The sequence below is a fragment of the Metaplanococcus flavidus genome (assembly GCF_042675885.1).
In the GTDB taxonomy this organism is placed as follows: Bacteria; Bacillota; Bacilli; order Bacillales_A; family Planococcaceae; genus Planococcus; species Planococcus flavidus.
In genome coordinates, this window is sequence record NZ_JBHTKI010000023.1 from 54,800 (window position 1) to 78,585 (window position 23,786).

Annotated in this window: 24 protein-coding genes and 1 riboswitch; of the genes, 6 read left to right on the forward strand and 18 right to left on the reverse strand. The window is 46.5% G+C overall.

Annotation, left to right across the window (positions count from 1 at the left end; all coding sequences use genetic code 11):
• Positions 1-22: 22 nt before the first annotated feature.
• A complete protein-coding gene (locus ACFQ1X_RS14990) occupies positions 23-925 on the reverse strand; it encodes a cation diffusion facilitator family transporter (RefSeq protein ID WP_144839499.1) in 903 nt (300 codons plus the stop codon).
• Between the two features lie 103 nt (positions 926-1,028).
• Positions 1,029-1,076: riboswitch (PreQ1 riboswitch) on the forward strand.
• 94 nt (positions 1,077-1,170) lie between these two features.
• Between ACFQ1X_RS14990 and queF the strand changes: the two genes are divergently transcribed.
• Positions 1,171-1,665 (forward strand): preQ(1) synthase, encoded by a 495-nt coding sequence (gene queF / locus ACFQ1X_RS14995; RefSeq protein WP_144839501.1) that lies wholly within the window; start codon positions 1,171-1,173, stop codon positions 1,663-1,665.
• 13 nt (positions 1,666-1,678) lie between these two features.
• The gene (locus tag ACFQ1X_RS15000; RefSeq protein WP_144839503.1) at positions 1,679-2,308 is read left to right on the forward strand and encodes a queuosine precursor transporter; all 630 of its coding nucleotides are present in this window, start codon (positions 1,679-1,681) and stop codon (positions 2,306-2,308) included.
• A 603-nt stretch (positions 2,309-2,911) separates the two neighbouring features.
• Here ACFQ1X_RS15000 and ACFQ1X_RS15005 read toward each other — a convergent pair.
• From ACFQ1X_RS15005 to ACFQ1X_RS15040, 8 genes are all read right to left on the reverse strand, one after another.
• Positions 2,912-3,745 (reverse strand): endonuclease/exonuclease/phosphatase family protein, encoded by an 834-nt coding sequence (locus ACFQ1X_RS15005; RefSeq protein ID WP_144839505.1) that lies wholly within the window; start codon positions 3,743-3,745, stop codon positions 2,912-2,914.
• 117 nt (positions 3,746-3,862) lie between these two features.
• Positions 3,863-4,618 carry an endonuclease/exonuclease/phosphatase family protein gene (locus ACFQ1X_RS15010; RefSeq protein ID WP_144839507.1) on the reverse strand — a complete coding sequence of 252 codons (756 nt, stop codon included), beginning with the start codon at positions 4,616-4,618 and terminating at the stop codon, positions 3,863-3,865.
• Positions 4,619-4,808: 190 nt separating this feature from the next.
• Positions 4,809-5,591, reverse strand: coding sequence for a MerR family transcriptional regulator (locus tag ACFQ1X_RS15015; RefSeq protein ID WP_144839509.1), 783 nt, complete (start codon positions 5,589-5,591; stop codon positions 4,809-4,811).
• Positions 5,592-5,653: 62 nt separating this feature from the next.
• Positions 5,654-7,393 (reverse strand): ABC transporter ATP-binding protein, encoded by a 1,740-nt coding sequence (locus ACFQ1X_RS15020; protein ID WP_144839511.1) that lies wholly within the window; start codon positions 7,391-7,393, stop codon positions 5,654-5,656.
• 27 nt (positions 7,394-7,420) lie between these two features.
• Entirely contained in the window at positions 7,421-7,987 is a 567-nt protein-coding gene (locus ACFQ1X_RS15025; RefSeq protein WP_144839513.1) for a GNAT family N-acetyltransferase, read from the reverse strand.
• Positions 7,988-8,008: 21 nt separating this feature from the next.
• Positions 8,009-9,220 carry an MFS transporter gene (locus ACFQ1X_RS15030; protein WP_144839515.1) on the reverse strand — a complete coding sequence of 404 codons (1,212 nt, stop codon included), beginning with the start codon at positions 9,218-9,220 and terminating at the stop codon, positions 8,009-8,011.
• Positions 9,221-9,690: 470 nt separating this feature from the next.
• Positions 9,691-9,993: a DUF3817 domain-containing protein gene (locus ACFQ1X_RS15035; RefSeq protein WP_379083270.1), complete on the reverse strand. Its 303-nt coding sequence runs from the start codon at positions 9,991-9,993 to the stop codon at positions 9,691-9,693.
• 161 nt (positions 9,994-10,154) lie between these two features.
• Positions 10,155-11,348 (reverse strand): class I SAM-dependent rRNA methyltransferase, encoded by a 1,194-nt coding sequence (locus ACFQ1X_RS15040; protein WP_144839517.1) that lies wholly within the window; start codon positions 11,346-11,348, stop codon positions 10,155-10,157.
• A gap of 107 nt (positions 11,349-11,455) precedes the next feature.
• Between ACFQ1X_RS15040 and ACFQ1X_RS15045 the strand changes: the two genes are divergently transcribed.
• Positions 11,456-11,665, forward strand: a complete 210-nt coding sequence (locus tag ACFQ1X_RS15045; protein ID WP_144839519.1) for a hypothetical protein — start codon at positions 11,456-11,458, stop codon at positions 11,663-11,665.
• An 88-nt stretch (positions 11,666-11,753) separates the two neighbouring features.
• Here ACFQ1X_RS15045 and ACFQ1X_RS15050 read toward each other — a convergent pair whose 3' ends face one another.
• The 3 genes from ACFQ1X_RS15050 to ACFQ1X_RS15060 form a co-directional block, all read right to left on the reverse strand.
• Entirely contained in the window at positions 11,754-12,110 is a 357-nt protein-coding gene (locus ACFQ1X_RS15050; RefSeq protein ID WP_144839521.1) for a SpoIIAA family protein, read from the reverse strand.
• A gap of 151 nt (positions 12,111-12,261) precedes the next feature.
• Complete coding sequence (brnQ, locus tag ACFQ1X_RS15055) at positions 12,262-13,632, reverse strand: branched-chain amino acid transport system II carrier protein (protein ID WP_144839523.1); 1,371 nt, start codon at positions 13,630-13,632, stop codon at positions 12,262-12,264.
• Between the two features lie 617 nt (positions 13,633-14,249).
• Positions 14,250-14,948 carry an AIM24 family protein gene (locus ACFQ1X_RS15060; RefSeq protein ID WP_144839525.1) on the reverse strand — a complete coding sequence of 233 codons (699 nt, stop codon included), beginning with the start codon at positions 14,946-14,948 and terminating at the stop codon, positions 14,250-14,252.
• A gap of 133 nt (positions 14,949-15,081) precedes the next feature.
• Here ACFQ1X_RS15060 and ACFQ1X_RS15065 point away from each other — a divergent pair, with 133 nt between their 5' ends.
• The 3 genes from ACFQ1X_RS15065 (at position 15,082) to ACFQ1X_RS15075 (ending at position 16,947) form a co-directional block, all read left to right on the forward strand.
• Positions 15,082-15,495, forward strand: a complete 414-nt coding sequence (locus tag ACFQ1X_RS15065) for a CidA/LrgA family protein (protein ID WP_379083274.1) — start codon at positions 15,082-15,084, stop codon at positions 15,493-15,495.
• Positions 15,495-16,187, forward strand: coding sequence for an LrgB family protein (locus ACFQ1X_RS15070; protein WP_144839529.1), 693 nt, complete (start codon positions 15,495-15,497; stop codon positions 16,185-16,187). The genes ACFQ1X_RS15065 and ACFQ1X_RS15070 overlap by 1 nt, the downstream gene beginning before the upstream one ends.
• 106 nt (positions 16,188-16,293) lie before the next feature.
• On the forward strand, positions 16,294-16,947 hold the full coding sequence (locus ACFQ1X_RS15075; protein WP_144839531.1) for a GntR family transcriptional regulator: 654 nt from the start codon (positions 16,294-16,296) through the stop codon (positions 16,945-16,947).
• Positions 16,948-17,311: 364 nt separating this feature from the next.
• On the opposite strand, the gene brnQ (ACFQ1X_RS15080) is transcribed toward ACFQ1X_RS15075, so the two are convergent.
• From brnQ (ACFQ1X_RS15080) to ACFQ1X_RS15105, 6 genes are all read right to left on the reverse strand, one after another.
• Positions 17,312-18,676 carry a branched-chain amino acid transport system II carrier protein gene (brnQ, locus tag ACFQ1X_RS15080; protein WP_144839533.1) on the reverse strand — a complete coding sequence of 455 codons (1,365 nt, stop codon included), beginning with the start codon at positions 18,674-18,676 and terminating at the stop codon, positions 17,312-17,314.
• Positions 18,677-18,967: 291 nt separating this feature from the next.
• Positions 18,968-19,744 carry a glucose 1-dehydrogenase gene (locus ACFQ1X_RS15085; RefSeq protein WP_144839535.1) on the reverse strand — a complete coding sequence of 259 codons (777 nt, stop codon included), beginning with the start codon at positions 19,742-19,744 and terminating at the stop codon, positions 18,968-18,970.
• A gap of 36 nt (positions 19,745-19,780) precedes the next feature.
• Positions 19,781-20,419, reverse strand: coding sequence for a LysE family translocator (locus tag ACFQ1X_RS15090; RefSeq protein WP_379083277.1), 639 nt, complete (start codon positions 20,417-20,419; stop codon positions 19,781-19,783).
• Between the two features lie 177 nt (positions 20,420-20,596).
• Positions 20,597-22,201, reverse strand: coding sequence for an ABC transporter permease (locus tag ACFQ1X_RS15095; protein ID WP_144839538.1), 1,605 nt, complete (start codon positions 22,199-22,201; stop codon positions 20,597-20,599).
• Positions 22,201-23,100: an ABC transporter ATP-binding protein gene (locus ACFQ1X_RS15100; protein ID WP_144839540.1), complete on the reverse strand. Its 900-nt coding sequence runs from the start codon at positions 23,098-23,100 to the stop codon at positions 22,201-22,203. The genes ACFQ1X_RS15095 and ACFQ1X_RS15100 overlap by 1 nt, the downstream gene beginning before the upstream one ends.
• Positions 23,097-23,735: a TetR/AcrR family transcriptional regulator gene (locus ACFQ1X_RS15105; protein WP_144839542.1), complete on the reverse strand. Its 639-nt coding sequence runs from the start codon at positions 23,733-23,735 to the stop codon at positions 23,097-23,099. The genes ACFQ1X_RS15100 and ACFQ1X_RS15105 overlap by 4 nt, the downstream gene beginning before the upstream one ends.
• Positions 23,736-23,786 lie beyond the last annotated feature (51 nt).

Below are 23,786 nucleotides of genomic sequence, written 5' to 3' on the forward strand. Positions count from 1 at the left end.
TTCACCAAAAAGTGACGTAAGGTCATACTTTAAGGTCATGATGCTTAAAATCCGGTTTTTCGATTTGGATAGTTGTATGTTCAATTTTGCAGCGCTCGCTGATCATTTCCACCGCTTCCTTTAATACCAACTGCTCTTCGGACCGCTCATCGATATCGAGGTGGCATGTCAGCAAATCCATTCCGGACGTTATGGTCCAGATGTGGAGATCGTGAACGTCCCGGACGCCATCAATGGCCAATAACATCCCTTTAACTTCTGTCACATTGATGGTGACTGGTGTTCCTTCCATCAAAATGTGGATGCTGTTTTGCAACACGCTCCAGGCACTCCTTAAAATCAATAATGCCACCAGCACAGAAATAAGTGGATCGGCGATTGTCCAGTCAAAAAACAGGATGAGCAAACCGGCAATGATTGCACCGACTGATCCCAGAGCATCCCCAATTACATGCAGATACGCACTTTTCATATTCAGGTTGCCGTGGATATCCGCTCTTCTGCTGATCACCCAGGCACTTAAAATATTGGCCAGTAGCCCGATCGCAGCAATCGCCAGCATCCACCCGCCTCTTACCTCCGGAGGATCATAAAAGCGTTCGAATGCTTCGTATACGATGAAACCGGCCATTACGAAAAGGGTGATACCGTTAAAAAAAGCCGCGATGATTTCAAAGCGGTAATAGCCATAAGTCTTATTCCGTGAAGCGGCTCTTCCAGCAAACCAAATGGCTCCCAGACTGAGAAAAAGGGCTGCGGCATCCGACAGCATATGTCCGCTGTCGGCAATTAACGCGAGACTGTTGGTGAACAGGCCGCCGAAAAACTCCAGGAACATGATTGAAACCGTAATGAGCAGCGCCCAGACCAACGCCTTTTTATTGCCGCTTCTTACGTGCTCAAAACTATCATGATCATGTCCCATTGCAATCTGCCTCCTTGTTGTTTACCGTCATTTTAACAAAAAAGGTGATTGACAGCGAACCTCGGTTCTTATACGATGTATAAGGAAATTAAATAACCCGGCAACGGGAGAGGTTCATAGCATTTCACCCTCTATAAAAAACTATGGATTGTTGAAACTCAGCCAAATCCACATGCGATTTGGCTTTTTCTTTTGTCCGTTTTTTATAGCCTCTTCCGAAACTGAATTCGAGGAGGCTTTTTTTAATGGCAGGAAGAGACGAAGATACATTGGACCACCTAACTTTGCTTGGCAATCAAGAAACCAAATATAAATATGAATATGCACCGGAAGTACTTGAAGCAATCGATAATATGCATACACGCGATTATTTCGTGAAATTCAATAATCCGGAATTCACGTCCCTTTGCCCGCAGACCGGCCAGCCGGATTTTGCAACGATTTACCTGAGCTTTATTCCCGATAAGAAATTGGTCGAAAGCAAATCGCTGAAATTGTATTTCTTCAGTTTCCGAAACCACGGAGATTTTCATGAAGACGTGGTCAACATTATCATGAATGACCTGATCGAGTTGCTTGATCCCCGCTATATCGAGGTGTGGGGGAAATTTACTCCGCGCGGCGGATTATCGATCGACCCTTATACGAATCACGGCAAACCAGGAACAAAATACGAAGAAATGGCATCGTACCGGATGATAAATCACGACATGAATCCCGAGACGATCACCAATCGCTAAGGAGGAAAATTTTATGTTGCTTTATTTAAACGGTGCATTTGTCGGCTTGTTGATCCTATCCAATATCCTGGCAGTAAAATTATTCAGTATCGGGGAATGGATGGTGCTGCCTGCAGCAGTGATCGTCTATGTCTTCACTTTTCCCATCACAGACACGATTGCCGAGGTATATGGCAAAGAAGCGGCACGTAAAACTGTCTTCGCCGGATTCATCACCCAACTTGCAGCACTGGCATTCATCTTTTTCGCCATCCATCTTCCTGCAGCTCCGTTTTTTGGCGATCAGTCGTCGTTCGAGTCGATACTCTCAGCAGGCTTCCGCGTCACGCTCGCCAGTCTTGTGGCCTATTTCATCAGCCAGAACCTGGACGTTACCATTTTCCATAAACTGAAAGAAAAACACGGTGATTCGAAGCTGTGGCTGCGCAATAATGCATCCACCATGGTCAGCCAGTTAACAGATACCACCATCTTTATATTCATCGCTTTCTACGGCGTTATGCCTATGAGTGCCCTGCTCGGAATGGTGCTCACGCAATACTTGTTCAAGCTGGTTGTGGCAGCTGCGGACACGCCTCTTGTCTACCTGCTCGTCAATTTATGCCGCCGGGAAAAAGCATCAGGCCAAACGATTTATGGATAATAAGAAAGGGAGAGCCCAAGTGGCTCTCCCTTTCTTATGGCTGTCGAGAAGCCGACAACTTCTCCAATCATTTCGCTCTAGGCGGACGCTTTCCTCGGGGAGCTGCCTGAGCCTCCTCGCTCGCTTCGCTCACTGCGAGGTCTCAGGACTAGCTCTGGTTCCCGATGGAGTCGCCGCCTGCCGCTTCATTCTGTTCTGAGCTGATAATGCAAGTGTCCACTTTCTCACATGCAACACAATTAAACGTCTATTCCTCTATAGAAAAAGATCTGAGATATGGAGCAAAACAGCGCAGACGCCCAGGGGAGCAGGCGAATGCCGACGAAGTGCTGAGATCCACTCGGGCGAAGTGGAACGAGACCGAGTTAGCTCAGCGCGAGCCAAGAGTTGGCCGAAGGTAGTTCGGCCGACTCTATGCGACGAAGCTAGCGCAGCGATGCAACGGTTTTTCATGTCTCGAAGCTAGCGTAGCGATGCAGAGACAGGAGCACGGTTTTCGGCAAGCGAAGCTGTTTTGCGGAATATCGGCTTTCATTTTCACTTTCTCAACAAACTCAAGAAAGGGAGAGCCCAATCGGCTCTCCCTTTCTTTTCTATATCCAATTACGCTTTCGCTTTTGAAGTTTTCTGCTTGCTTGGCTGGATCTGCTTTGTTCTTGCAAGTACCAGGTCGGCCACGATTGGCAAGTGGTCAGATACATCGGTAGAGATTGTCGCAGTTTGCACGACTTCCATCTCAGGACCAAAGAAAATGTAATCGATGCGGGTCACAGGCTTTAAATCCACGTCCGACGTTTTGTAGGAATAAGGTGACGGGTATGTATAAGCGTCACCTTGCTTCATTTTCAAAAAAGCATCTGTGAAGTATCGGTTCATCTCGCGAATCGGAGCATAGAACGGCGGAGCGTTAAAATCGCCAAGTACGATACAGGGAAATTTACTCCCTGCCGTTAATGCCAAAATCTCTTTTACACTCAACTTCAGTTCTTCATCTTTCAGTGAAAGGTGTGCGTTGTAAACGCTGATGGCGATATCATCGACTTCGATAACAGCTTCGAGGACACCACGCTGTTCATCATTGCCGTACCATTGCTGCACCGGTGTCATATGGTGATTCTTGCTGTACGTTATCGGATATTTACTTAAAATTGCGTTGCCGTATTGGCAATTCGGCTGACCGGCCTGTTCTGCCGCATGATCGATATTGGCACCATAAGCAGTATACATACCCAGCCTTTCTCCCAGCCATTCCACCTGATCCATAAACTGACTCCGTTCCCCGAAGAAACGGTCGACTTCCTGTAATCCGATGATGGAGGCGCAGGAATCTTCAATGATAGTGGCCGTCCTTTCAAGGTTCATAATTCCATCCATACCTAAACCATGGGCGATATTAAACGACAAGACCTTTACAATCGGCGGTTTACTGTTTTTCATGCTTTGCGCTCCTTTGCTGTCGAACAGCTTTTTCAAAACTAAGGTTTAATTGATTTCAGTATAGCAAGTGACTGAAGGAAATACTGTATCAGCCATGTAAAGGTTTGTAAAGAATTGTTAAGCTTCGGGATCCAGCTGCAGCAAAGCAAAAATCGGTCTGTGGTCAGATGCTTCCGTTTCAATCTTGTCAGCACTCAACACCCGCCAATGTTCACTGCTAAAGATAAAGTCTATTCTTTTCCCATGATCACCTTGTTTTTTATAAGTTATAGGATGCAATGCAGTCGTTCCAAAAACATTATTGAGTTCATCTGCTATTCTCAGCATATGCGGATTATCGGGATTCGCATTAAAATCGCCTGTCAATATGGCAGGCATCTCTTCTTGCCTGATGATTTCCAGCAATTCCTCGACGTTATGGGCAAGTTGCTTTTCTTTCAATGAAAGGTGGGTAGTGAAAAATGCAATTGGTATCCCCTCTATTTCGATAATAGCTTCCAGCAGTCCCCGTTGTTCACTTTCTTTCTCCGACTCCAATTTCTTCAATTGGTGGTTACGGTAGCTTTGGATCGGATGCCGGCTTAATATTGCATTTCCATAAGCCTGCTCCTGATTTCGCTCTCCTGTCGCATTGGCGGTCACGTTCGGTCCAAAAGCAGCATGCATATTGAGGCGGTTGGCCAGCCATTTGATCTGATCGACAAAATCGCTGCGCTCCGAAAAGTTCTGATCCACTTCCTGGAGCCCGGCAATATCAACATCCGCTTCTTCGATGACAGAGGCTGTCAGTTCCAAGTCGAGGCGGCCATCCAATCTCAATCCTGAAGAAATATTAAAACTCATGATTTTAACTGGAAGATTGGAATCAGACATTGATGACGGCCTCCTTTTTATCCCGTACAACTGGTCAGTAAAGATGAAGAAAAACCTACTGAAATGAAATTTCTCTTTATCAACTTTTCCCTGTCAGCAGTTTCTGAAACGCTATTCTCCAAGAAGCTTACTCCTTTCTATAAGAAAAGCCACGAACAGGAAGTTCGTGGCTGGAAATATTTTCAGTTTTTCATTTTTCAACCGAATGATCCGGTTCACTGCCTGTGTACACAAATATCGCATCCCGCAGGAATTGTGCCCCGCCTTTACCGGCCTTATCATAATAAGCGGCAAAGCGGTCATCGTCGACATACATTTGCGCCAGCCCCGCATGTGCCTCTTTACTGTAGGAGGGCCAGGTGAAAGCGAGCCATTGCTTATGGAGGTCTGCTGCTTTTTGGGCAAGTTCACCGGCCGGATCCCCAGTTTCTTGAGCTTTGGCCAAAACCTTCAGCACTTCCTGCTCAAGCAATTGGAATTCGGCATATTTCTCTTCACTCATATTGAGCATTTTCGCATTCGATTTGTCTGCAATGTCATCGCCGTATTTCCCGCGAACCTCTTCTCCGTATTGCTGTTCATTGTCCTCGACCAGTTTCTGTTTGAAGCCTTTGAATTTTTCACTGTCAGCCATTATACTCTTCCCTTCTGCTGCGGAAATGGTGGATTCCACATTATTAATCAGGAGATCCAGCTGCGCACGCTTTGCGAGGAGTTTTTCCCGGTGCATCCGGAGTGCTCCGGGTCCGTCAAATGCTGGATCGGCAACGATCCTTTTGATGCTGTCCAAATCGAGTCCGAGTTCCCGGTAAAAAAGAATCTGCTGCAGTTTATCGACTTCTTCCCTGCCATATATCCGATACCCCGACGAACTTTTTCTTGCCGGTTCCAACAATCCGATTTCGTCATAATAACGAAGTGTCCTCGTACTGACCCCTGCCAGTTTCGCCAGTTTCTGAACGGTATATTCCATCTCCTCACCTCCTGATAAATCCACTTTACACCTTTACGCAACGTCAAGGTCAAGCACCTGATTCATGTTAATTGCTGTTCGGCAAATTTACTGTAAAGGGAGTGGGAACCGATCAATTCCCTGTGCGTGCCCATTCCGGTAACACGGCCTTTTTCAATAAAGACAATTTTATCGGCATCGACAATGGTGGATAGACGGTGGGCGATGACGAGTGTGGTGCGCCCTTCCATGAGTCGGCTCAACGCCTGCTGGACAATCCCTTCCGATTGGCTGTCGAGACTTGCGGTAGCTTCGTCCATCATGAGTATTTTCGGGTCACGCAGGAAAGCACGCGCAATGGCAATGCGCTGCCTTTGTCCGCCCGATAATTTAACGCCGCGCTCCCCCACTTGCGTATCCAGTCCATCCGGCAAGTCGCGGATAAAGTCTTCGGCATAAGCCATTCGTGCAACTTTCCACAATTGCTCATCCGGTATCTCGGCAGTTCCAGCCAACCCGTAAGTCAGATTGGCGCGGACGGTGCCGCCCATCATGGCCGATTCCTGGGACACATAACCGATCTGGTCGCGCCAGGATTCCATCGACAACTCCTGGATCGGCACACCGCCTATCAGAATTTGACCTTGCTGCGGTTCGTAGAAACGTTCGAGCAAGCCGAAAACTGTGGTTTTCCCTCCCCCACTCGGTCCGGCGAACGCGATCATTTCGCCCGGCTGCGCTTCAAAGCTTACATCCTGGAGGACCGGCTCACCCGTTTCATAGGAAAAGCTCACGTCCGAAACTTCCAGTGCTTTGCCTGCAATATCCATGTCTTTTCCCTGCTGCCCTTCCTCAAGCGGCAAATCCAGAATTCCGATGATCCGCTCCGTCGCCCCTTTCGCTTTTTGAAGTTCCGTGAAGAACATTGCAAAAGTGGTTACAGGCATAATGATCTGGAATAAATATAGAAGAAACGCCACAAGCGAGCCCGTGGACATGGTGCCTTCCGCTACCCGGATACCACCGTAGCCGATGATCGTGACGATGACCGCCATCATCACCACATACATAAGCGGAGCAATGATTGCATAGATTTTCGCTTCTCTCATTCCGGTCCTGAATAATTGCTGGATGCCACCCAATCCTTTTTGCTCTTCCTCCATCTCGGCAGTGGATGATTTCATCAGGCGGATTTCGCTTATTGTCTGCTGGACATTTCCTGTAAATACAGCGGTCTCATCCTGCAGTGTCCGCGAAATTTTGGCCATTCGCCTCCCGAGGGGGAACATGATCAACACGGTGACAGGCACCGCCAGCAGCATGATCAGCGTCATTTTCCAGTCCAGAATAAGAAGAATGGTGACAGCACCGATAATGGATACGATGCCGGTAATGAAATTCGGAAAATGGTCGGTGATGAGATTCCTGACAACACCTGTATCACTGACAACACGGCTGACCGTCTCACCGCTTGCGTGCTGATCAAAATAGCCGACACGCAAACGGATCAGGTGAATCCACATTTTATCGCGCAACCCGGCGACGATCTGCTGCCCGACTTTACTGAGCAGGTAAATTGAAACGCCATTGATGATGGCCTGGAGAATAAATGCTGCAACGATCCCGATGATTAAAGGAACGCTCAGGGACTCGACAGAAAAACCATCCACCAGATCTCTGGTTAATAATGGAACAACCAGGCCGACCAATGTGGTGATCAAACTTGCAAGCAGGCCGAATATCAACGCGGCCTTTGGGATTTTCAATGACAATATGAGCGAAATGAAAGGTTTTAACCCGACTTTGTCTTCTGTCTTCTTCATGATCAACTTACTCCTATCATGGTGCTGTTATTGGCATTTGGCGTATATACTTGTATCCACCAGCCGATTTCCGTCAACGGATAATTCATCATTATGTAAAATACCTTCCAAAACATAGCCCAGACTTTCGGCAACTGCCCGACTTTTTTCATTTGCCGCATCGCAGCGAATTTCAACCCGCCGGCAACCAAATCCGTTTATTGCCAGATCAGTCAAGGCACTTACCGCTTCGGCCATATAGCCTTTGCCGCTATGTACCGTGCTGATCCAATAGCCGATTTCCATTTTCGGAATAGCCCATTCAATATCATGGAATCCTGTGGAGCCAATAAATTCATTTGTTTCTTTATCAAATATCAGGTATCTGAGATTTTCACGTTTCAAAAATAGAATATGGGATTCAAGCGTGTTAATTTCGGTATCCTTTGGCGTTGGGTCCTCCTGCACGAAAGGGAGCCATGGTTTTAATTCATTCATCGAGTCTTTGATAGCGGCATTGACCACCTTGCCGTCTCCCGGTTTTGGCATGCGCAGCTTCAGCCGTTCAGTGAAAAATTCCTCAGGCACTTCCGGCAATTCAGTTTTTCTCTCCATTGACCTTCCACCTTTCCCGTTTTAAGCTGCAGTAATTTTGCGGTCTTTCGGCAGGCCGAGTCCGACCAGTCCGAGCAGCGGCAGGAACGAAACGACAATCATCGTGTCATATACCCCGATGTAATCCATCAGGATGCCGATCACAACTCCTCCGATTGCGCCCATGCCAAATGCCAGGCCGACGGTCAGCCCCGCCATCGTGCCAATCTTGCTTGGCACGAGTTCCTGCGCGTACACAACTGTAACGGAAAAACTCAGCATTATGAAAAAGCCGGTTAATGCGAGCATAATCAGGAGTGCAAACAGGGGCATATAAGGCAGCAGCAGCGCCAACGGAATTGGCACGACGAGCGACAGCACGATAACGTTTTTCCGTCCCAGCTTGTCAGCCATGGGGCCCCCGAAGAAGGTACCCGCCGCACCTACACCGAGAAACAGGAAAATATAAAGCTGCCCCTGCTGAATTGTCAGTCTGTAAGACTCCATCAAATGAAAAATATAAAAGCTGGTGATGTTGGTGACATAAAAAGAACGCGCAAAAATAATGACCAGCAATAAAGTCAAAGCGATTCCTACCTGCTTCTTTGTCATTTCCGGCAGCGAGGACAGGAGCGTTTTCTTAACCTTCTGCAGCTTTTCCTGTTCCAATACTTCTTTATACCAACGTGAAATTTTCGTCAGGATGAAAATACCGAGAGCCGCAACAAACAGAAATAATGCGGCTCCTGTCTGGCCAAGAGGCACCAGAATGAACGCACTGATGAGTGGTGCCAGCGCCTGACCGGAATTGCCACCCACCTGGTAGATCGACTGGGACAAGCCTCTTTTGGAGCCGGCGGCCATATAGGAAACCCGCGAGCCTTCCGGATGGAATACGGCTGAGCCAAAACCGAGAAAAATAACGGATACGACAATCATCCAATATTCCGGCGCAAAGGCGATGCCCGCAATTCCCAGGAATGAACTCGTCATGCCGATCGGCAAAGCGTAGGGCATCGGTTTTTTATCACTGATATAACCGATAACCGGCTGCAGCACGGAGGCCACCATATTAAGTGCAAAGGCGATCAGGCCAAGTTGTGTAAAGGTCAACCCCATTTCTGCTTCCAAAATTGGAAACATCGCAGGAATTACCGCTTGCAGGGAATCGTTCAGCAAATGGCATGCGCCGATCGCGAACATTACCGGATAGACCGGGTTCCCTGCCATGGATGTCTTTATCGCATTCGCCATTGCAGGCCCTCCATATGAATAATTTTATGTATAAAAAGCTTTTTCAGCATTTACTTCTATAGGCTGATTCCTCTATTATAAAACAGTTGGCAAACAAAAAGACACCCGGGAACTCGATCCCCAGGTGTCTCATAGCTATTGATAAATTGTTGACTACTTCAATCATTTTGCTCGAAGCGGACGCGGCCTGCTGCTTCATTCAGATTTTGCTTAAAACTAGATAGTAGGTTACTCGACAAATAATAATCCTTTAAGCTTTTTACTTTTATAAAAAGCTCCCTAAAGATATGGAGCAAAACAGCGCAGACGCCCAGGGGAGCAGGCGAATGCCGACGAAGTGCAAGATCCACTCGGACGAAGTGCAACGAGACCGAGTTAGCTCAGCGCAAGCCCCCAGGCAAGCAAGCTGTTTTACGGAATATCGATTATATCTCATTCTTTCTCAAAAAATTGTATATATCCAGCCTGTCTTAAGCTACCTTCACTTGTTTCCAGTTTTCCAGTCTTTTATCCAGCACGAAATTGCCGAATGGGATAAAGGCTACAGCGATCGCGCCGACGGTAAAACGAAACGGCCATCTTACGGCAAATGTGGCGTAGACGGTCATCAGTACATAAACAGTAAACAGGCCGCCGTGAACTGCACCGACAACACTGACGGCTTCCGGCATGCCGAAAAAATATTTCAGCGGCATCGCGATAAACAACAGCAGCAATAACGAGCCGCCTTCCACTATTCCCATGAAACGAAATTGACCCAAGGCATTTTTCAAATTTTTTCTACTCCTCACTCATACTCCCTACATTATAGAAGAGGAACTCCTGCGACTACAAGCGGGCTGAGTGAAACGGCGATGAAAAAATAGACACGCCTCCAAATTTCCGTCACATCTTCTCTTCCCTTACGGAAGAGTTTAACTTTGGATTGATCCAATCAACCAAGCTTCACAAACAGGACTTTCAAATAATTACCCTCCGAAAATTTCGGATCCACCCGGAAATCCGGCGGCAGGGAAAATTCTTCGACAATCGTGTACTTCTTGCCGAGGTCTGTGAATGCCCGGTCGATAAAGCCTTTGAATTTTTTCATGCCAAAAGAGGCACTGTTTGTCGAAGCAACGATAACCCCCCGGTCTTCAGTTATGGCAATCGCTTCTTTCATCAGGTTCGTATAGTCCTTGGAAGTGCTGAACGTATATTTCTTCGAACGCGCAAAGCTCGGCGGATCGAGAATCACTACATCAAACTTCAGCTCTTTGCGCTTGGCATATTTGAAGTAATTGAAAACATCCATAACCAGGATGTCCTGGCTTTCGTAATCGATGCCGTTGACGCTGAATTGCTCGATAGTCTTTGCATTACTTCTTTTTGCCAGATCGACGCTCGTCGTTTTATCCGCTCCACCAATTGCTGCCGCTACAGAGAAAGCCCCTGTATAAGAGAAGGTGTTCAAAATCGTTTTTCCTTTTGCATACTTCTCTTTGATGGCCTGCCGGACTTCCCGCTGATCCAGGAATATTCCCGTCATCGCCCCGTCATTCAAATAGATTGCGAAATTGACGCCATTTTCTTTGACGATCAGCGGAAACTCACCACGCTCACCCGCCACAAAATCGTCGTCTTCAATATACTGCCCTTTGGTGTCAAAGCGCTTCTTCTCATAGATCCCTTTGAATTCAGCCACATTATGAAGAGCTGCGACCAGCTGTTCTTTAAACGAATAAACCCCTTCGCTGTACCAGCTCACCAGGAAATAACCATCATAATAATCGATGATTAAACCGCCAAAACCGTCCCCTTCACCGTTGAACAGCCTGAATGCAGTCGTATCCGGATTGTTGAAAAAGTCACGGCGGCGACGCATCGCTTCGATCAGCCTCCGTTCAATAAATTCCTGGTCAATCTCCTCTGCTTCACTTCGGCTCAACACCCAGCCGATACCTTTGTTCTGGTTGCCGTAATAGCCTTTTGCCACAAAACGCCCTTGTTTATCTGTCAGCTTGATGAGCGTTCCTTCTTCTTTCAAAGCACTGATATCTTCAATGGAATCTTTTGTAATCAGCGGATAGCCCGCAGCAATCCCGCTTTTCGATTTGTCATTCAGCTTAACCGTAATTTCCTTTTTCATTCCATCTCATCCTATCTGTAAACGCCCATTTGATTTATAATAAGTGTAATACAAAGCCTCTCTCAATACACTTATTTCATTGGAATAACAGCTGAGGAGGGTAAGCCATGAAGAAACGGTTCCATATCTACAACATTCTTTTGACAAACGGGGAATGGCTGAAGAACATTCGAATCGAGGGTCCGCTCGAATACAATTTCTCCGGCGTCATGGTCAGTTTTCTTCCGGTAGAGGATGCAGACGGCAAAACGATTGTGCTCAGTATGTACCAGATTGTCAAAGCCGAGCTGCTGTATATCGAAGAATTGGGTCCGTAAGACAATAAAAAACGTTTTGCACTCTTTCTGTGCAAAACGTTTTTCTTATAGTCCAAACTCCAGCGCTAAGCAGGCGCTTCCGCTTTTCTTATTCAGCAATCCATTCCCATGCTGCTTCCATCTGATTGATATCAAAATGCTTTGTTTTAATCGCTGGCAATAAATCGCTGGCTTCCACCATTTTTTCGACCTTTTCGTCATCACTGATTACAGCCAGTTTGTTGTATTGGCTCCAGCGTTTCACATCAATTTTCAACTCTTCGACCAATGCTTTGAAGGACGCCTCTTCAAAATGATAGAGGATGGCATAAAGGTTGAATTCCCCTTTTTCCGAAAACTTTTCTTGTATAACTTTATCAAGTTTTAATAAATCATCTTCTGTCACGTGTCCTTCGATTTCAACTGCAATTGTCTCCATATCTTTACTTGGCACCAAAGTTAGCATTTTTCCGCCCCTTCCTCAATATTATCGTATTATTCTATTCCCTATTCTCAGGCGGTCAAACTGGCAGTTCTTCAAATTCAATTAGTTTCCGCATACAAAAACCGCTTGGAAAGCGGCGACTTTCCAAGCGGTTTAGTGCCCACCATACTGATCAGTTTCGATTTTCTGTCGAAATTGTGCCTTCTCCACCACTTAAACGGGCGATGATACCCGCAATCAGGATGGTGACGATGGCCGGCAACAACCAGCCCAAACCTTCACTGTATAAAGGAAGAATGGCGTCATAAAAGTCGATGATCGCCTGCAGCCACCTCGGGTTCTCGAGGTTGATGGAAGCCGTAAGCGTCTTCATTCCATCAATGAGGGCGATGAAAAACGTCACAATAATGGCAGCCGCATATACAAAGCGGCGGTGTTTAAATAATGGCGATAGAAAAGCAAGCATAATCAGCACAATGGCCAGTGGGTATAAGAACATCAGAACCGGAATTGAAAACGCGATGATGTTCGCCAAACCGGCATTGGTGACAACCAATGAAAAGACGGAAAAAATCACTACATAGATTTTGTAATTGATTATTGGCGTCAATTTATTGAAGAATCCGGCGTTCGCCACAATCAGTCCCACTGCTGTTGTCAGACAGGCAAGAGTGATGATGACTGCCAGCAATAACATGCCGAATGTGCCGAAATAATGGGAAGAAGCACCACTTAGGACCGGCCCCCCGGTATCCAGCAGACCCAATGTATTTGTGCTGGTCGCCCCAAGATAGGCGATGCCTGTATAGACCGTTGCCAAAAGCGCCGCCGCAATCACGCTGCTTTTCAAAGTAGCTGACAGAACCCCTTTTGCGGAAGTGACACCCAATTTCCGCACTGCGGCAATTACGATAATACCGAAAACAAGTGAAGCCAGTGCATCCATTGTGTTATACCCTTCAAGAAATCCGGTCAGAAAAGGGCTGTCCAAGTAATTGCCCTGAGGCGCATTGATGCTGCCCATCGGCATCACAGCAGCAGCCACCAGCAAAACCGCCAGTGTCAGTAAGATCGCCGGCGAAAGGAACTTCCCTATTTTATTGACGATTTCCAAAGGATTTAAAGATAACGACAAAGCAACGGCAAAAAAGATGATGGAGAAAACGAGCAAGATCGTCGATTCTGAGCTACCTGCGGTAAACGGCGCGATGCCGATTTCGTATGCGACCGCAGCAGTCCGGGGCAAAGCGAAAAACGGGCCGATCGTCAAATACAATAAAGAAGTGAAAATCAGGCCGTAAAGCGGATGCACCCTGCTCGAGAGATCACGCAGATCGTTGCTTTTCGAATAGCCGAGAGCCAATATTCCGAGCAGCGGCAAGCCGACGCCGGTTATCAGGAATCCGATAATCGCAATACCGACTTCCGTGCCGGCATATTGCCCCAATTGTGCCGGAAAAATAAGATTTCCAGCACCAAAGAATAAAGCAAACAGCATCATGCCGATAATAAGATAGGATTTAAAGTTCAGATTTGTATCCATTGGGGTTCCTCCTGAGGAAGTAAGCATTGGGATTGAACCTTTCCAATAATTCATGATTCGATGCGTTACATTAGCCATCTTACAATATACTAAGCAAAAAGCAACTGATGAAACCAGTAATTTTCAAAAAATCTGTCTTTTCGTCAAGATACGCATCCCAGACTTTGAAAAATATCCTTTCCATGTAAAAAGCTGGAGAAATTTTAGCTATTCCCCAGCTTTTTAGCATTATATAAGTCTAGGCTTTTATAAACGCTTCGGCGCTTTGGACAAGGGCAAAGATTATGCTCCTGCGCAAGCTCGTCGCAAAGGAGATGCCATCTTCGTATGGCACACCTTGGCTCCCGCTATAAGCCGAGAAGAACACTCGTCTTATGCTCCGTCGGCATCCGCCTGCTCCTGGAGCGCGCCGGCGCTAAGTGAGAACTAGATATGGAGCAAAACAGCGCAGACTCCTGGGGGACCAAGCGAAGTGGCGAGATCCACTCGGGCGTAAGTCCCGAGTTAGCTCGACGCGAGCCCCCCGGAAAGCAAGCTGTTTTGCGGAATATCGACGACTTAAGATTATTAGTTTTACTGATAGTTTATATTTCCTTTTTACTATAAGCAACACCGGGTCACGAAGAGCCACTGCTCACGGTATAGACTTCTTCAAAAGGCTGGACGATGACAAATCCGTCTCCCTGGAATTCCATTTGAATCGACTCGCCGCTGCCACGCCCGATAAAAGTCCGGAAGCTGACATCTGTCCGGAATTCGGGCGTCAAGTTCCCCGACCATGCGACGGTTGCGTTCGGATCGGTAATCACCGGCTGTCCGGGTTTCACCAGCAATGTCAATGGCTCATAATGCGATGTGATGGCGACTCGCCCTTTGCCTTGCAGAGTTACATTGAATAATCCGCCGGCCATCATCCCCGCCACTTTCCGCATCAATTTGATTTCCCATTCGATTCCGGGCTCGAAAGCAAGCAGATCGTTGCCGTTTACTGTAATGGATTCGTCGTTCAACTCAAAAATCGTAATTTTCTTGCCCTGATCCGCCAGATACAAGCGCCCCTGTCCGTTGGCTTTCATCAATGAAGCGCCTTCGCCAGTCAGCGCTTTTTTGAACATCGTGCCAAGACCGTGTTCCATGACTCCTTCACGCGCAAATTTAATCTGCCCTGTATAGGAAATCATCGATCCTGTTTTTGCCCAAACCAGCCCATCGAGATTCACTTCCAGAATCCGTTCCGTCTCAAGTTCGAAATAATCATTTTCCCGTTCATCCTGACGGGTTTTTTCAATAAACTCCCTGATTGTATAATTGCCCATTTCAATTCCTCCATTCTTGTCTATTCCTTATATACGATTCCTTCCAAAGAAAGGTTTCATCCATTTGAGCTGTCTTCTTCCTCTTTTCTGAGAACTTTTGTTTTTCCGTCCAAATGCTGTAAAATAGCTAATTATGGAAAACAGTCCGGGAACGAAAGGCGGCGCAGGCGAAATGAAAGTTCTGATATTTCTTCTTCAATTCATTTTTATATACGGGTTCTTTCTGCTTGGGCAATTGCTGCGCGAACTTTTTGATATTCACTTGCCCGGCAGCATTCTCGGTTTTATGCTCATGTTCATCGCCCTGGTGCTGAAACTGTTTCCTCTGCGTTTTGTTGAATCCGGCGCCACTCTGCTGCTGTCTTTACTGCCTTTGTTCTTTATCCCTGCTACGGTTGGGGTGATTGACTACCTCGATGTATTTACCGGCAAAGGAGCTTTCCTGATTGTCATCATTATTTTCAGCACCCTATTGACGATGGCAGGTTCAGGCTGGCTGAGCCAATATATGGGGCGTCAAGCCAAAGCCGGAAAGGAGCCGGAATGATGGAAACTTTGACCTTAGGCGTTTTCTTTATCTTATTTACAGTCGGTATTTATTTTTTGATGAATCTTCTATATATAAGATTCCATTTCTCATTTTTAATGCCTGCCCTCACCGCTACTTTGATCATCGTGTTGTTCTTACTGGCTACCGGCACTTCTTATGATAGCTATATGACAGGCGGGATATGGATCGACCGGCTTTTAGGGCCGGCAGTCGTTTCTTTGGCAATCCCTCTCTATAAACAGCGAAAACTTCTTTTGGAGAATCTGATTCCGATTCTGACCGGTATATTAGTGGGTGTGGTGATTGGCATGTCTACGGGCATTGCATTGGCAAAAGCGCTTGGTTTTTCAGAAGTTTTAATACTTTCGCTGCTCCCGAAATCGATTACGTCACCGGTCGCCATGGAGATTGCTGAGCAATTGGGCGGCATCTCTTCCCTATCAGCAGTGTTTGTGATGATTGCGGGATTCACAGGCATCATACTCGGTCCTGCGTTTCTGAAAATGCTCCATATTAAAAGTCCGATTGGCGTCGGAATAGGCTTCGGCGCTTCGGCGCATGGCATCGGAACGGCCAAGGCCCTGGAGTACGGTGCGAGGGAAGCCTCGGTCAGTTCGGTCGCTATGTCATTGAGCGCCGTCTTCGGTTCATTTCTTGCACCGGCTTTTGTTTGGCTTTTCCTGTTATAACGATTAAGGAATGTAAATACAGATATATTGCATATCGATGATACCAATGGGCCATTATTGGGGTATAATGGATAATAACAATCGTCTCAGAGAGGATAGATTTATTATGCCGGTTCCGACTAACCATTCAAAACCTGTCCGTATGAGTGCCAAAGAAAGTGCATATTCCCAACTGGAACAGTGGATTATTGACGGCACCTTGCAACCAGGTGAAAAATTGACTGATATTGAGCTGGCCCAAGCGCTTAATCTGAGCAGAACCCCTATACGCGAAGCACTTCAACTGCTCGAAGTGGTGGGCTTTGTGAGAATGTTTCCCGGAAAAGCGACAACTGTCACCGAAGTGAATAAAGAAGACATACAGAATTTACTGCCTCCCCTTGCCGTTTTGCAGGCTTTAGCCGCAGAACTTGCAGTACCGAATATTACCGAAGAACAAATCGGCCGCCTGGAAGGAACAAACAAACGCTTTGCCAAGGCCATCAAGGAACAAGACAGCTTTAATGCGCTTAAAATCGACGAGGAATTTCATCGGATTATCATTGAAGCCGCTCAGAACCCTTATATCACAGTCATGCTGAGCCGCCTGCAATCTCATGTCCGAAGACAATTTTTCTTTCATTCCCTGGAATTAACGGATGTGTCGCGAATAGAACATGATGGAATTATCCAGGCTTTCAAGGAAAAAGATATCGAACGCCTGATTTCGCTGTCAAAAAATAATTGGATCCGTTCCATTGAAGAAATGAATGCCAAATAAGAAAAGTGGAAACGGCCGTTCAGCTCCGACAGGCAATTGATGACCAAAAGTAATTTGGGCGTCAATTTGCGACGAAGCGCAAAGCGCTGCAGGAGCATTAATGGTTTAGATGAACTTCCGAAGCGGCGCTTTTTGCCGCACAGTCCCGAAAAGCGTAGGTGCCTGTCCAGCTCTGACAGGCATAAGGCAGACCAGCGAAGTGGCGCTCTTTGCCACATAGCTGGGTTGACTTATGTCCCGAAGAGCTAGGCACCGGAGACTAGACAAAGGACAGCTTAAGTCCGAGGAGTTGGCCGTTGGAGTCTGGACAAGAAAAAGCTGTTCCGAAGCAAATGCTTCCGGAACAGCTTTTTATTTCTTCAACTCAGTTTTTCACAGCTTCGACGCTTTCGCCTTTTCTGTTCGAAACAATCAGGCCAGTAACCACGATCGTCAGAATAGCGGGCAACAACCAGCCAAGCCCTACATCGTATAACGGCAGTATCGCACTGTACGTATCAATAATCGCCTGCAGCCATGCAGGATTGGCAACACCCAGTGTGCCGGTCAAAGTTTTAAAGCCATCAATAACGGCGATAAAGAATGTGACAGCAATCGTCACCACGTAAACAGGGCGTGCATGCTGGAACAACGGAGAAGTAAACGCCAGTAGAATCAGCACAATCGCCAACGGGTACAAGAACATCAATACCGGAATCGAATACGTAATGATGTTGGAAAGGCCTGCATTTGTTACGACCAATGAGAAAGCCGAGAAAATAACCACATACATTTTGTAGCTTACTTTCGGCGTCAGTTTATGGAAAAATTCAGAGTTGGCTACAATCAGTCCGATTGCCGTTGTCAAACAAGCAAGCGTGATGATGACCGCGATCAACAGCGCGCCGAATGTTCCGAAATAATGCGCTGAAGCGCCGCTCAATACTGGTCCTCCTGTTTCCAATAAGCCAAGTGTGCTTGTGCTCGTGGAACCCAGAAGCGCAATGCCTGTATAAACGATTGCCAATAACGCTGCGGCCACAAGTCCACTTTTCAGGGTGGCGGCTAGAACGCCTTTAGGGGAGTTGACGCCCATTTTTCGGATAGCAGCTATTACAATGATGCCGAATACCAGCGAAGCCAGTGCATCCATTGTGTTATAGCCTTCAAGGAAACCGGTCATAAATGCATTGTCCATATAACCGCCTTGCGGTGACCCGGCTTGTCCCATCGGAGTTATGAACGCTGCAATCAAAAGCACCGCCAACGTAAGCAAAATTGCCGGCGACAGGTATTGGCCGATACTGTTGACAATTTTGGATGGGTTCAATGAGATGAATAGGGCAATAGCAAAAAAGACGATGGAGAAAATCAGCAATATGGCCCCCATTGAACCAGCATCTACAAACGGGGCGATTCCGACTTCATACGCAACAGCTCCAGTTCTCGGAAGTGCGAAGAACGGTCCGATCGTCAAATACAGCAAAGAAGTGAAAAGCACACCATAGATCGGATGCACCCGGCTCGAAAGATCCTGCAAATCATTGCTTTTCGAATAGCCGATAGCCAGAATTCCGAGAAGCGGCAACCCTACGCCCGTTATTAAAAATCCAAGTATTGCAATACCAACTTCTGTCCCTGCGTATTGACCCAATTGTGCCGGGAAAATTAGATTCCCCGCTCCGAAAAATAACGCAAACAACATCATTCCTACAATTGCATACGATTTAAACGATAATTTATTGTCCATCATCTTTTCCTCCTAATAATTTAATTTCCAATGAATATATTCGAGTCTATATATATTTTCGATATAACATTCAGACCCAAAATGCCATATGCGATATATTGCATAATTTAATAATACAACGTTTATTTATAAAATCAAGCTTTATTATCATAAAACTTCTAAAAATCTGTCTATTACATTAAAATAGGTACTTAGTTCTTCTCAAAGTGTAATTTTTTTGAAATAGTATTATATAAAAATCCGTTTGAAAAGTCTTAGACTTTTCAAACGGATTTCATTGATGTCTTGTATTTATTTCAATTGAGAAGGATACAGCGTCATTCCTCCATCCACAAATAAGGTGGCGCCAGTTACGTAATCTGCTTCCGATGAAGCGAGCCAGGCCGCTGCTGCTGCAATCTGTTCCGGCTCCCCCACTTTTTTCATCGGAATTTTCGTCAATGTCTGTTGCTTGGCCTGTTCGTCCTGTTCATGGACCGGGTTCGCCGGTGTATTAATCGTGCCAGGGCCAATTGCATTGATACGGATTCCTTGCTCTGCATATTCCAGTGCCAATGTTTCCGTCAGCATTTTGAGGCCGGCTTTCGTTACGCCATAATGCACATTCGCTACTTTCGGTATTGTTTGATGGACGCTTGTGATATTGATGATACTTCCTTTGATTCCATTGTCTGTCATATGTTTGATCGCTTCACGGCTCGCTATGAAGGCTCCTGTCAGATTGACATCGAGAACACGCTGCCAGTTTTCCAGCGTCAGCTCCTCTGACTGGGCGCTTTCGCTGAAGCCCGCATTATTGACCAGCACATCCAGCGAACCAAATTCTTTTGCTGCCGTTTCCATTAATAGTCGGATGCCTTGTTCCTTTGAAACATCCGCCTGCACGATTACGGCTTTTCCACCATTCGATTCTATGGCCGCTTTCGTATCTTCGGCACCGCTTGGATCCGTTAAGTAATCCACAACTACATTCATTTTTTCTTTGCCGAAACGCTCAGCTATTCCCTTGCCGATCCCTTTGGAAGATCCTGTAACAATTGCAGTTTTACCTGATAAGTCCGAATACATATGAACAACTCCCTTTCATTGATAGATTTAATACTTTTAGAGAGAAAAAAACTTTACCGCTGCCTGCCAGCCGAACGACAGCCCGAAACCAATCAGCGCCAAACCGGCAACAACGGCAAACCACTTCATAAAGCGTTGTCCCACAAAACCTCTGCCAAAATGGACTGATCCCGCTACCACCAGGTCCCATATCGCAATTCCGATAAAAATGGCACTGCTGTACAAGAGGACTTTTCCTCCATTCAAGGTCTGCAAAGTCGATGCCAGGACTGAACCATAAATGCTGATCCAAAAAATAATGTTGAGAGGATTGGATAAGGCAATAATAAACCCGGACAGATATGCTTTAACAAGTGAATCTGACTGTGGAGCTCTTCCTGAATCGATATGGGCTTTATGAAAAGCTTCCCTTATACTGCCGATTCCCAAATAAACCAATACTACAAAACCGCATAACCAAATCGTAATTTGCGCAGTCGGTCCCGTCAGAAAATCAGCAATGCCATAATAAATCAGCAGCATCAACAACACATCGGCCGACATTCCGCCTACGCCGACAATCCACGCATGCCAAAATCCGTTGCGCAACCCTCTTTTGATCATTTCGATCGTAATTGCGCCCACTGGCACAGAAAGTGAAAATCCAAGTAATATGTACCTTACCAGGTCACTCACATCGGGAACCTCCTTTTGCAGACGACATTGGTTGTTGCTTTCTTTATACCCGTTTACATTGATTGTTACCTCGAAACCATTCTGTTTTTTCTCTTCAAATAATATAAAAAACAGCAATAAAAAACCTGTCACGAAACGGATTATCCGTTTCGTAACAGGAGATTCCAGTTCAAAGACTTATTTGCCAATGTCTCTATTATTATAGCCGGCGAAGCCGATTGCCATAAGAACCAGCGCAATCATTGTCAGCACCATAGCTTGAAGCACATCGAATTCTTCCAGCGGGATAGCGGAAACATACCCAAAGGGCGTCACTTTCTCTACCCATGCCGGCAATTGGAATAGATTGCCGAGGTAAATGACGAAGAAAGAAAAAGTTAAATACAGCCAGATAAAACCGGTGAATTTCGGCATCCAGCCAATCAGCAGCACTGTCAGTCCGATCATCACCCAAACAGCCGGCAAATAAGCAAGCGCCGCCTGGCAGGCCATTCCAATGTCAAATCCTTCCTCCATCACTGCATCCGCAACTGTTCCGAGACCCAATCCGGTCAGGGAAATCATCACAAGACTCGCAATCAATGAAATCAGCAGGTAGCTGCCGAGCAGACGATTTCTTGAAACTGCTTTCCCTAAAACATGATCGGTCCGATCGTTTTTTTCTTCACCTTTCAATTTCAGGATGGCCATGAGAACCGGGATCGCAGCGATAACCGTCATGACTGCCATTAATGTCGGCACAAATTGTTCAACGAGGGAGAAGCCTTCCATTGGAACCAGCAAATCCTGCATTAAATCCACATCCGCAAAAAAGGATTCCATATCCCCCATCACTGAACCGTAGGACGCACCCAAAACGTACATCGCGATTGCCCAGGCAATCAGGCCGGTTCGCTGCAGCCGAAAAGCGAGCCCCAGCGGCCCCTGCAATAACGGCGAAGCGTGAATTCTGCCGGCTCTTGCCGGGAGAAAGCCTGCGCCTAAATCACGGATGGAGTTCAAATACATCGCGAGTCCTGCGAGCAATACTGCAACCCCAGCCGTCATCAGCACCGGCCACCAGATATTATTGACGTACACTTCGGAACGCAAAATCCAGCCAAGTGGCGAAAGCCAGGAAATGGCTTCATTGCCCACATCACCGATCGCCCGCACAATATAAGCCGCCAGCAAAAAACCAATCGACAAACCGGTTGCACTTCTGGCATTATGCGAAAGCTGGGCAAACACCGCGGTGATGGAAGCAAAGACCATTCCTGTTGCCCCTAAAGCAGCTCCGTACAAAAGTGAACCTTCCAGATCCATACTCTCGATATTCAAAGCATATAAGCCCACTCCGGTTAAAAACGCCAATACGATGCTCACTAAAAACAGCATTGCCAAGGCTGCGGTAACATTTGCCAGGCGGCCGACGGGCAGCGACCGCACCATTTCGATGCGCCCTTCCTCTTCATCCGCCCGCGTATGCCGGATTACCAGCAGCACACTCATCAATCCGACGACTACGGCGGTCATCAGCAGCATCTGGTGAGCCATCATCGCACCCATTGTGTAATTATCCACGCCGTAGCCTGGACCGACCATAGCCGTCATTGCTGGATTTTCCATCGTAGACGCTATTGCCTGCCGTTCCTGCGCATTTTCATAAAGGCCAGTGAATGCCGCTGAGATCGCGACTGTCGCAAACACAAAACTGAATATCCAGACCGGCATCCGTATACGGTCCCTCCGCAGGATAAAACGGCTTAAACTTCCTGTGCCACTGAATAATTGCTTGTTCATTATAATGCGCCTCCCGTTCCAGTCCCTTCGTAATGGCGCATGAACAATTCCTCCAAAGTCGGCGGCGCGCTTTCCATCCGGATGATGCCAAACTGGCTGACATAGCGGACTACATTATCCAGTTCTTCCTGATCGACCTGAAAAGATAGCGCCCCTTCTTTCTGTTCTATGCCCTGGACCCCTTTAACCGCAGCCAGATCAGGCATCGGCTGCTTCGTTTCCACAAGCAGGATGGTGCCCGTTAAATGACGGAGTTCTTTCAGCGTCCCTTTTTCAATAATTTTACCCTGTCGGATGATTGCTACTTTGTCGCAAAGTTTCTCGACTTCCGACAGGATATGGCTCGACAGCAAAATGCTTTTCCCCTGTGCCTTCGCTTCCTTGACATATTCCTGAAAAACGCGTTCCATCAGTGGATCGAGACCCGAAGTCGGCTCATCCAGAATATACAGATCGGCATCAGATGAAAGTGCCGCTATCAGCGCAACTTTTTGCCGGTTCCCTTTTGAATAAGTACGGCATTTTTTGCTGGGATCCAAATCAAACCGTTGAATCAGCTCTTCGCGCCGCGATTTATTGTTGCCACCGCGAAGTTTGATAAACAAATCAATGACTTCGCCTCCTGTCAGATTTGGCCATAAACTGACGTCTCCCGGTACATAGGCGACTCTTTTATGAATTTCCACGGCGTCTTTCCACGCATCCTTGCCAAAAATCTTCACTTCACCTTCCGTAGCCTTCAAAATCCCAAGAAGAACACGGATGGTCGTGGATTTACCAGCGCCGTTCGGACCGATAAAACCATAGATTTCTCCTTCCTCCACTTCGATATCGACTCCATCCAGTGCAGCAAAATCTCCGAACTTCTTCGTCAAGCCCACCGTTTTTAAAACGCTCATTGTTTCCGCTCCCCTTCCTTATAGAAACTTTTCTTCAAAATCTCCAGGTAATCAAAAAATTCTTCCCAATAAGGATCAAAATTAATCGACGCCATGTTTTGCCCCTTTAGCGTATACAACAGTTCATTCTGATAACCTTCGATTGACCAGCGAATCAACTTGAACGCTTTCTCCACATCGACGTCATTTCTGAAAAGTGATAGATCCACATTTTCATAAATCATTGCGTTCCCGGCCTTTTGCATGGCTTCGTATTTTTCCTGGATATGCGGAGGCAGCTTGATATCTGCATTCAGCATAAAAGTCCCCAGGAAATTAAACACATTTTTATTTTCTGTCTGCGCTTCAAACTTCACCTGTGCAGTTTGTTTCAATCGTTCTATAAAATCAGTCTCAGTCATGTCAATTCGGGAAAAATATTTTTCAACTACAAAATCCAGGCTATACTCTGCCAGAAATTCATATAAAACTTTCTTGCTCTTGAAGTAATAAAACAACATCCCTTTGCCGATGCCAGCTTCTTTCACAATCCGGTTTGTCGAGGCTTTGTCGTAGCCATGCTCCGCAAATTCCTTCAAAGAAGCATCGAGGATTTTCTGTTGTTTTTCTTCGTCGAGGCCTTTAAATTTTTCCATTTCTTGTACTCGCCTCCCTTTAGACCACTCTGGTCGACTTCATTATAAACC

What these genes read in the sequence shown, in the direction of transcription:
- ACFQ1X_RS14990 (WP_144839499.1), bottom strand. Translation starts at nt 925, where the DNA reads ATGGGACATGATCATGATAGTTTTGAGCACGTAAGAAGCGGCAATAAA.
- queF (WP_144839501.1), top strand. Translation starts at nt 1,171, where the DNA reads ATGGCAGGAAGAGACGAAGATACATTGGACCACCTAACTTTGCTTGGC.
- ACFQ1X_RS15000 (WP_144839503.1), top strand. Translation starts at nt 1,679, where the DNA reads ATGTTGCTTTATTTAAACGGTGCATTTGTCGGCTTGTTGATCCTATCC.
- ACFQ1X_RS15005 (WP_144839505.1), bottom strand. Translation starts at nt 3,745, where the DNA reads ATGAAAAACAGTAAACCGCCGATTGTAAAGGTCTTGTCGTTTAATATC.
- ACFQ1X_RS15010 (WP_144839507.1), bottom strand. Translation starts at nt 4,618, where the DNA reads ATGTCTGATTCCAATCTTCCAGTTAAAATCATGAGTTTTAATATTTCT.
- ACFQ1X_RS15015 (WP_144839509.1), bottom strand. Translation starts at nt 5,591, where the DNA reads ATGGAATATACCGTTCAGAAACTGGCGAAACTGGCAGGGGTCAGTACG.
- ACFQ1X_RS15020 (WP_144839511.1), bottom strand. Translation starts at nt 7,393, where the DNA reads ATGAAGAAGACAGAAGACAAAGTCGGGTTAAAACCTTTCATTTCGCTC.
- ACFQ1X_RS15025 (WP_144839513.1), bottom strand. Translation starts at nt 7,987, where the DNA reads ATGGAGAGAAAAACTGAATTGCCGGAAGTGCCTGAGGAATTTTTCACT.
- ACFQ1X_RS15030 (WP_144839515.1), bottom strand. Translation starts at nt 9,220, where the DNA reads ATGGCGAATGCGATAAAGACATCCATGGCAGGGAACCCGGTCTATCCG.
- ACFQ1X_RS15040 (WP_144839517.1), bottom strand. Translation starts at nt 11,348, where the DNA reads ATGAAAAAGGAAATTACGGTTAAGCTGAATGACAAATCGAAAAGCGGG.
- ACFQ1X_RS15045 (WP_144839519.1), top strand. Translation starts at nt 11,456, where the DNA reads ATGAAGAAACGGTTCCATATCTACAACATTCTTTTGACAAACGGGGAA.
- ACFQ1X_RS15050 (WP_144839521.1), bottom strand. Translation starts at nt 12,110, where the DNA reads ATGCTAACTTTGGTGCCAAGTAAAGATATGGAGACAATTGCAGTTGAA.
- brnQ (WP_144839523.1), bottom strand. Translation starts at nt 13,632, where the DNA reads ATGGATACAAATCTGAACTTTAAATCCTATCTTATTATCGGCATGATG.
- ACFQ1X_RS15060 (WP_144839525.1), bottom strand. Translation starts at nt 14,948, where the DNA reads ATGGGCAATTATACAATCAGGGAGTTTATTGAAAAAACCCGTCAGGAT.
- ACFQ1X_RS15065 (WP_379083274.1), top strand. Translation starts at nt 15,082, where the DNA reads ATGGAAAACAGTCCGGGAACGAAAGGCGGCGCAGGCGAAATGAAAGTT.
- ACFQ1X_RS15070 (WP_144839529.1), top strand. Translation starts at nt 15,495, where the DNA reads ATGGAAACTTTGACCTTAGGCGTTTTCTTTATCTTATTTACAGTCGGT.
- ACFQ1X_RS15075 (WP_144839531.1), top strand. Translation starts at nt 16,294, where the DNA reads ATGCCGGTTCCGACTAACCATTCAAAACCTGTCCGTATGAGTGCCAAA.
- brnQ (WP_144839533.1), bottom strand. Translation starts at nt 18,676, where the DNA reads ATGGACAATAAATTATCGTTTAAATCGTATGCAATTGTAGGAATGATG.
- ACFQ1X_RS15085 (WP_144839535.1), bottom strand. Translation starts at nt 19,744, where the DNA reads ATGTATTCGGACTTATCAGGTAAAACTGCAATTGTTACAGGATCTTCC.
- ACFQ1X_RS15095 (WP_144839538.1), bottom strand. Translation starts at nt 22,201, where the DNA reads ATGAACAAGCAATTATTCAGTGGCACAGGAAGTTTAAGCCGTTTTATC.
- ACFQ1X_RS15100 (WP_144839540.1), bottom strand. Translation starts at nt 23,100, where the DNA reads ATGAGCGTTTTAAAAACGGTGGGCTTGACGAAGAAGTTCGGAGATTTT.
- ACFQ1X_RS15105 (WP_144839542.1), bottom strand. Translation starts at nt 23,735, where the DNA reads ATGGAAAAATTTAAAGGCCTCGACGAAGAAAAACAACAGAAAATCCTC.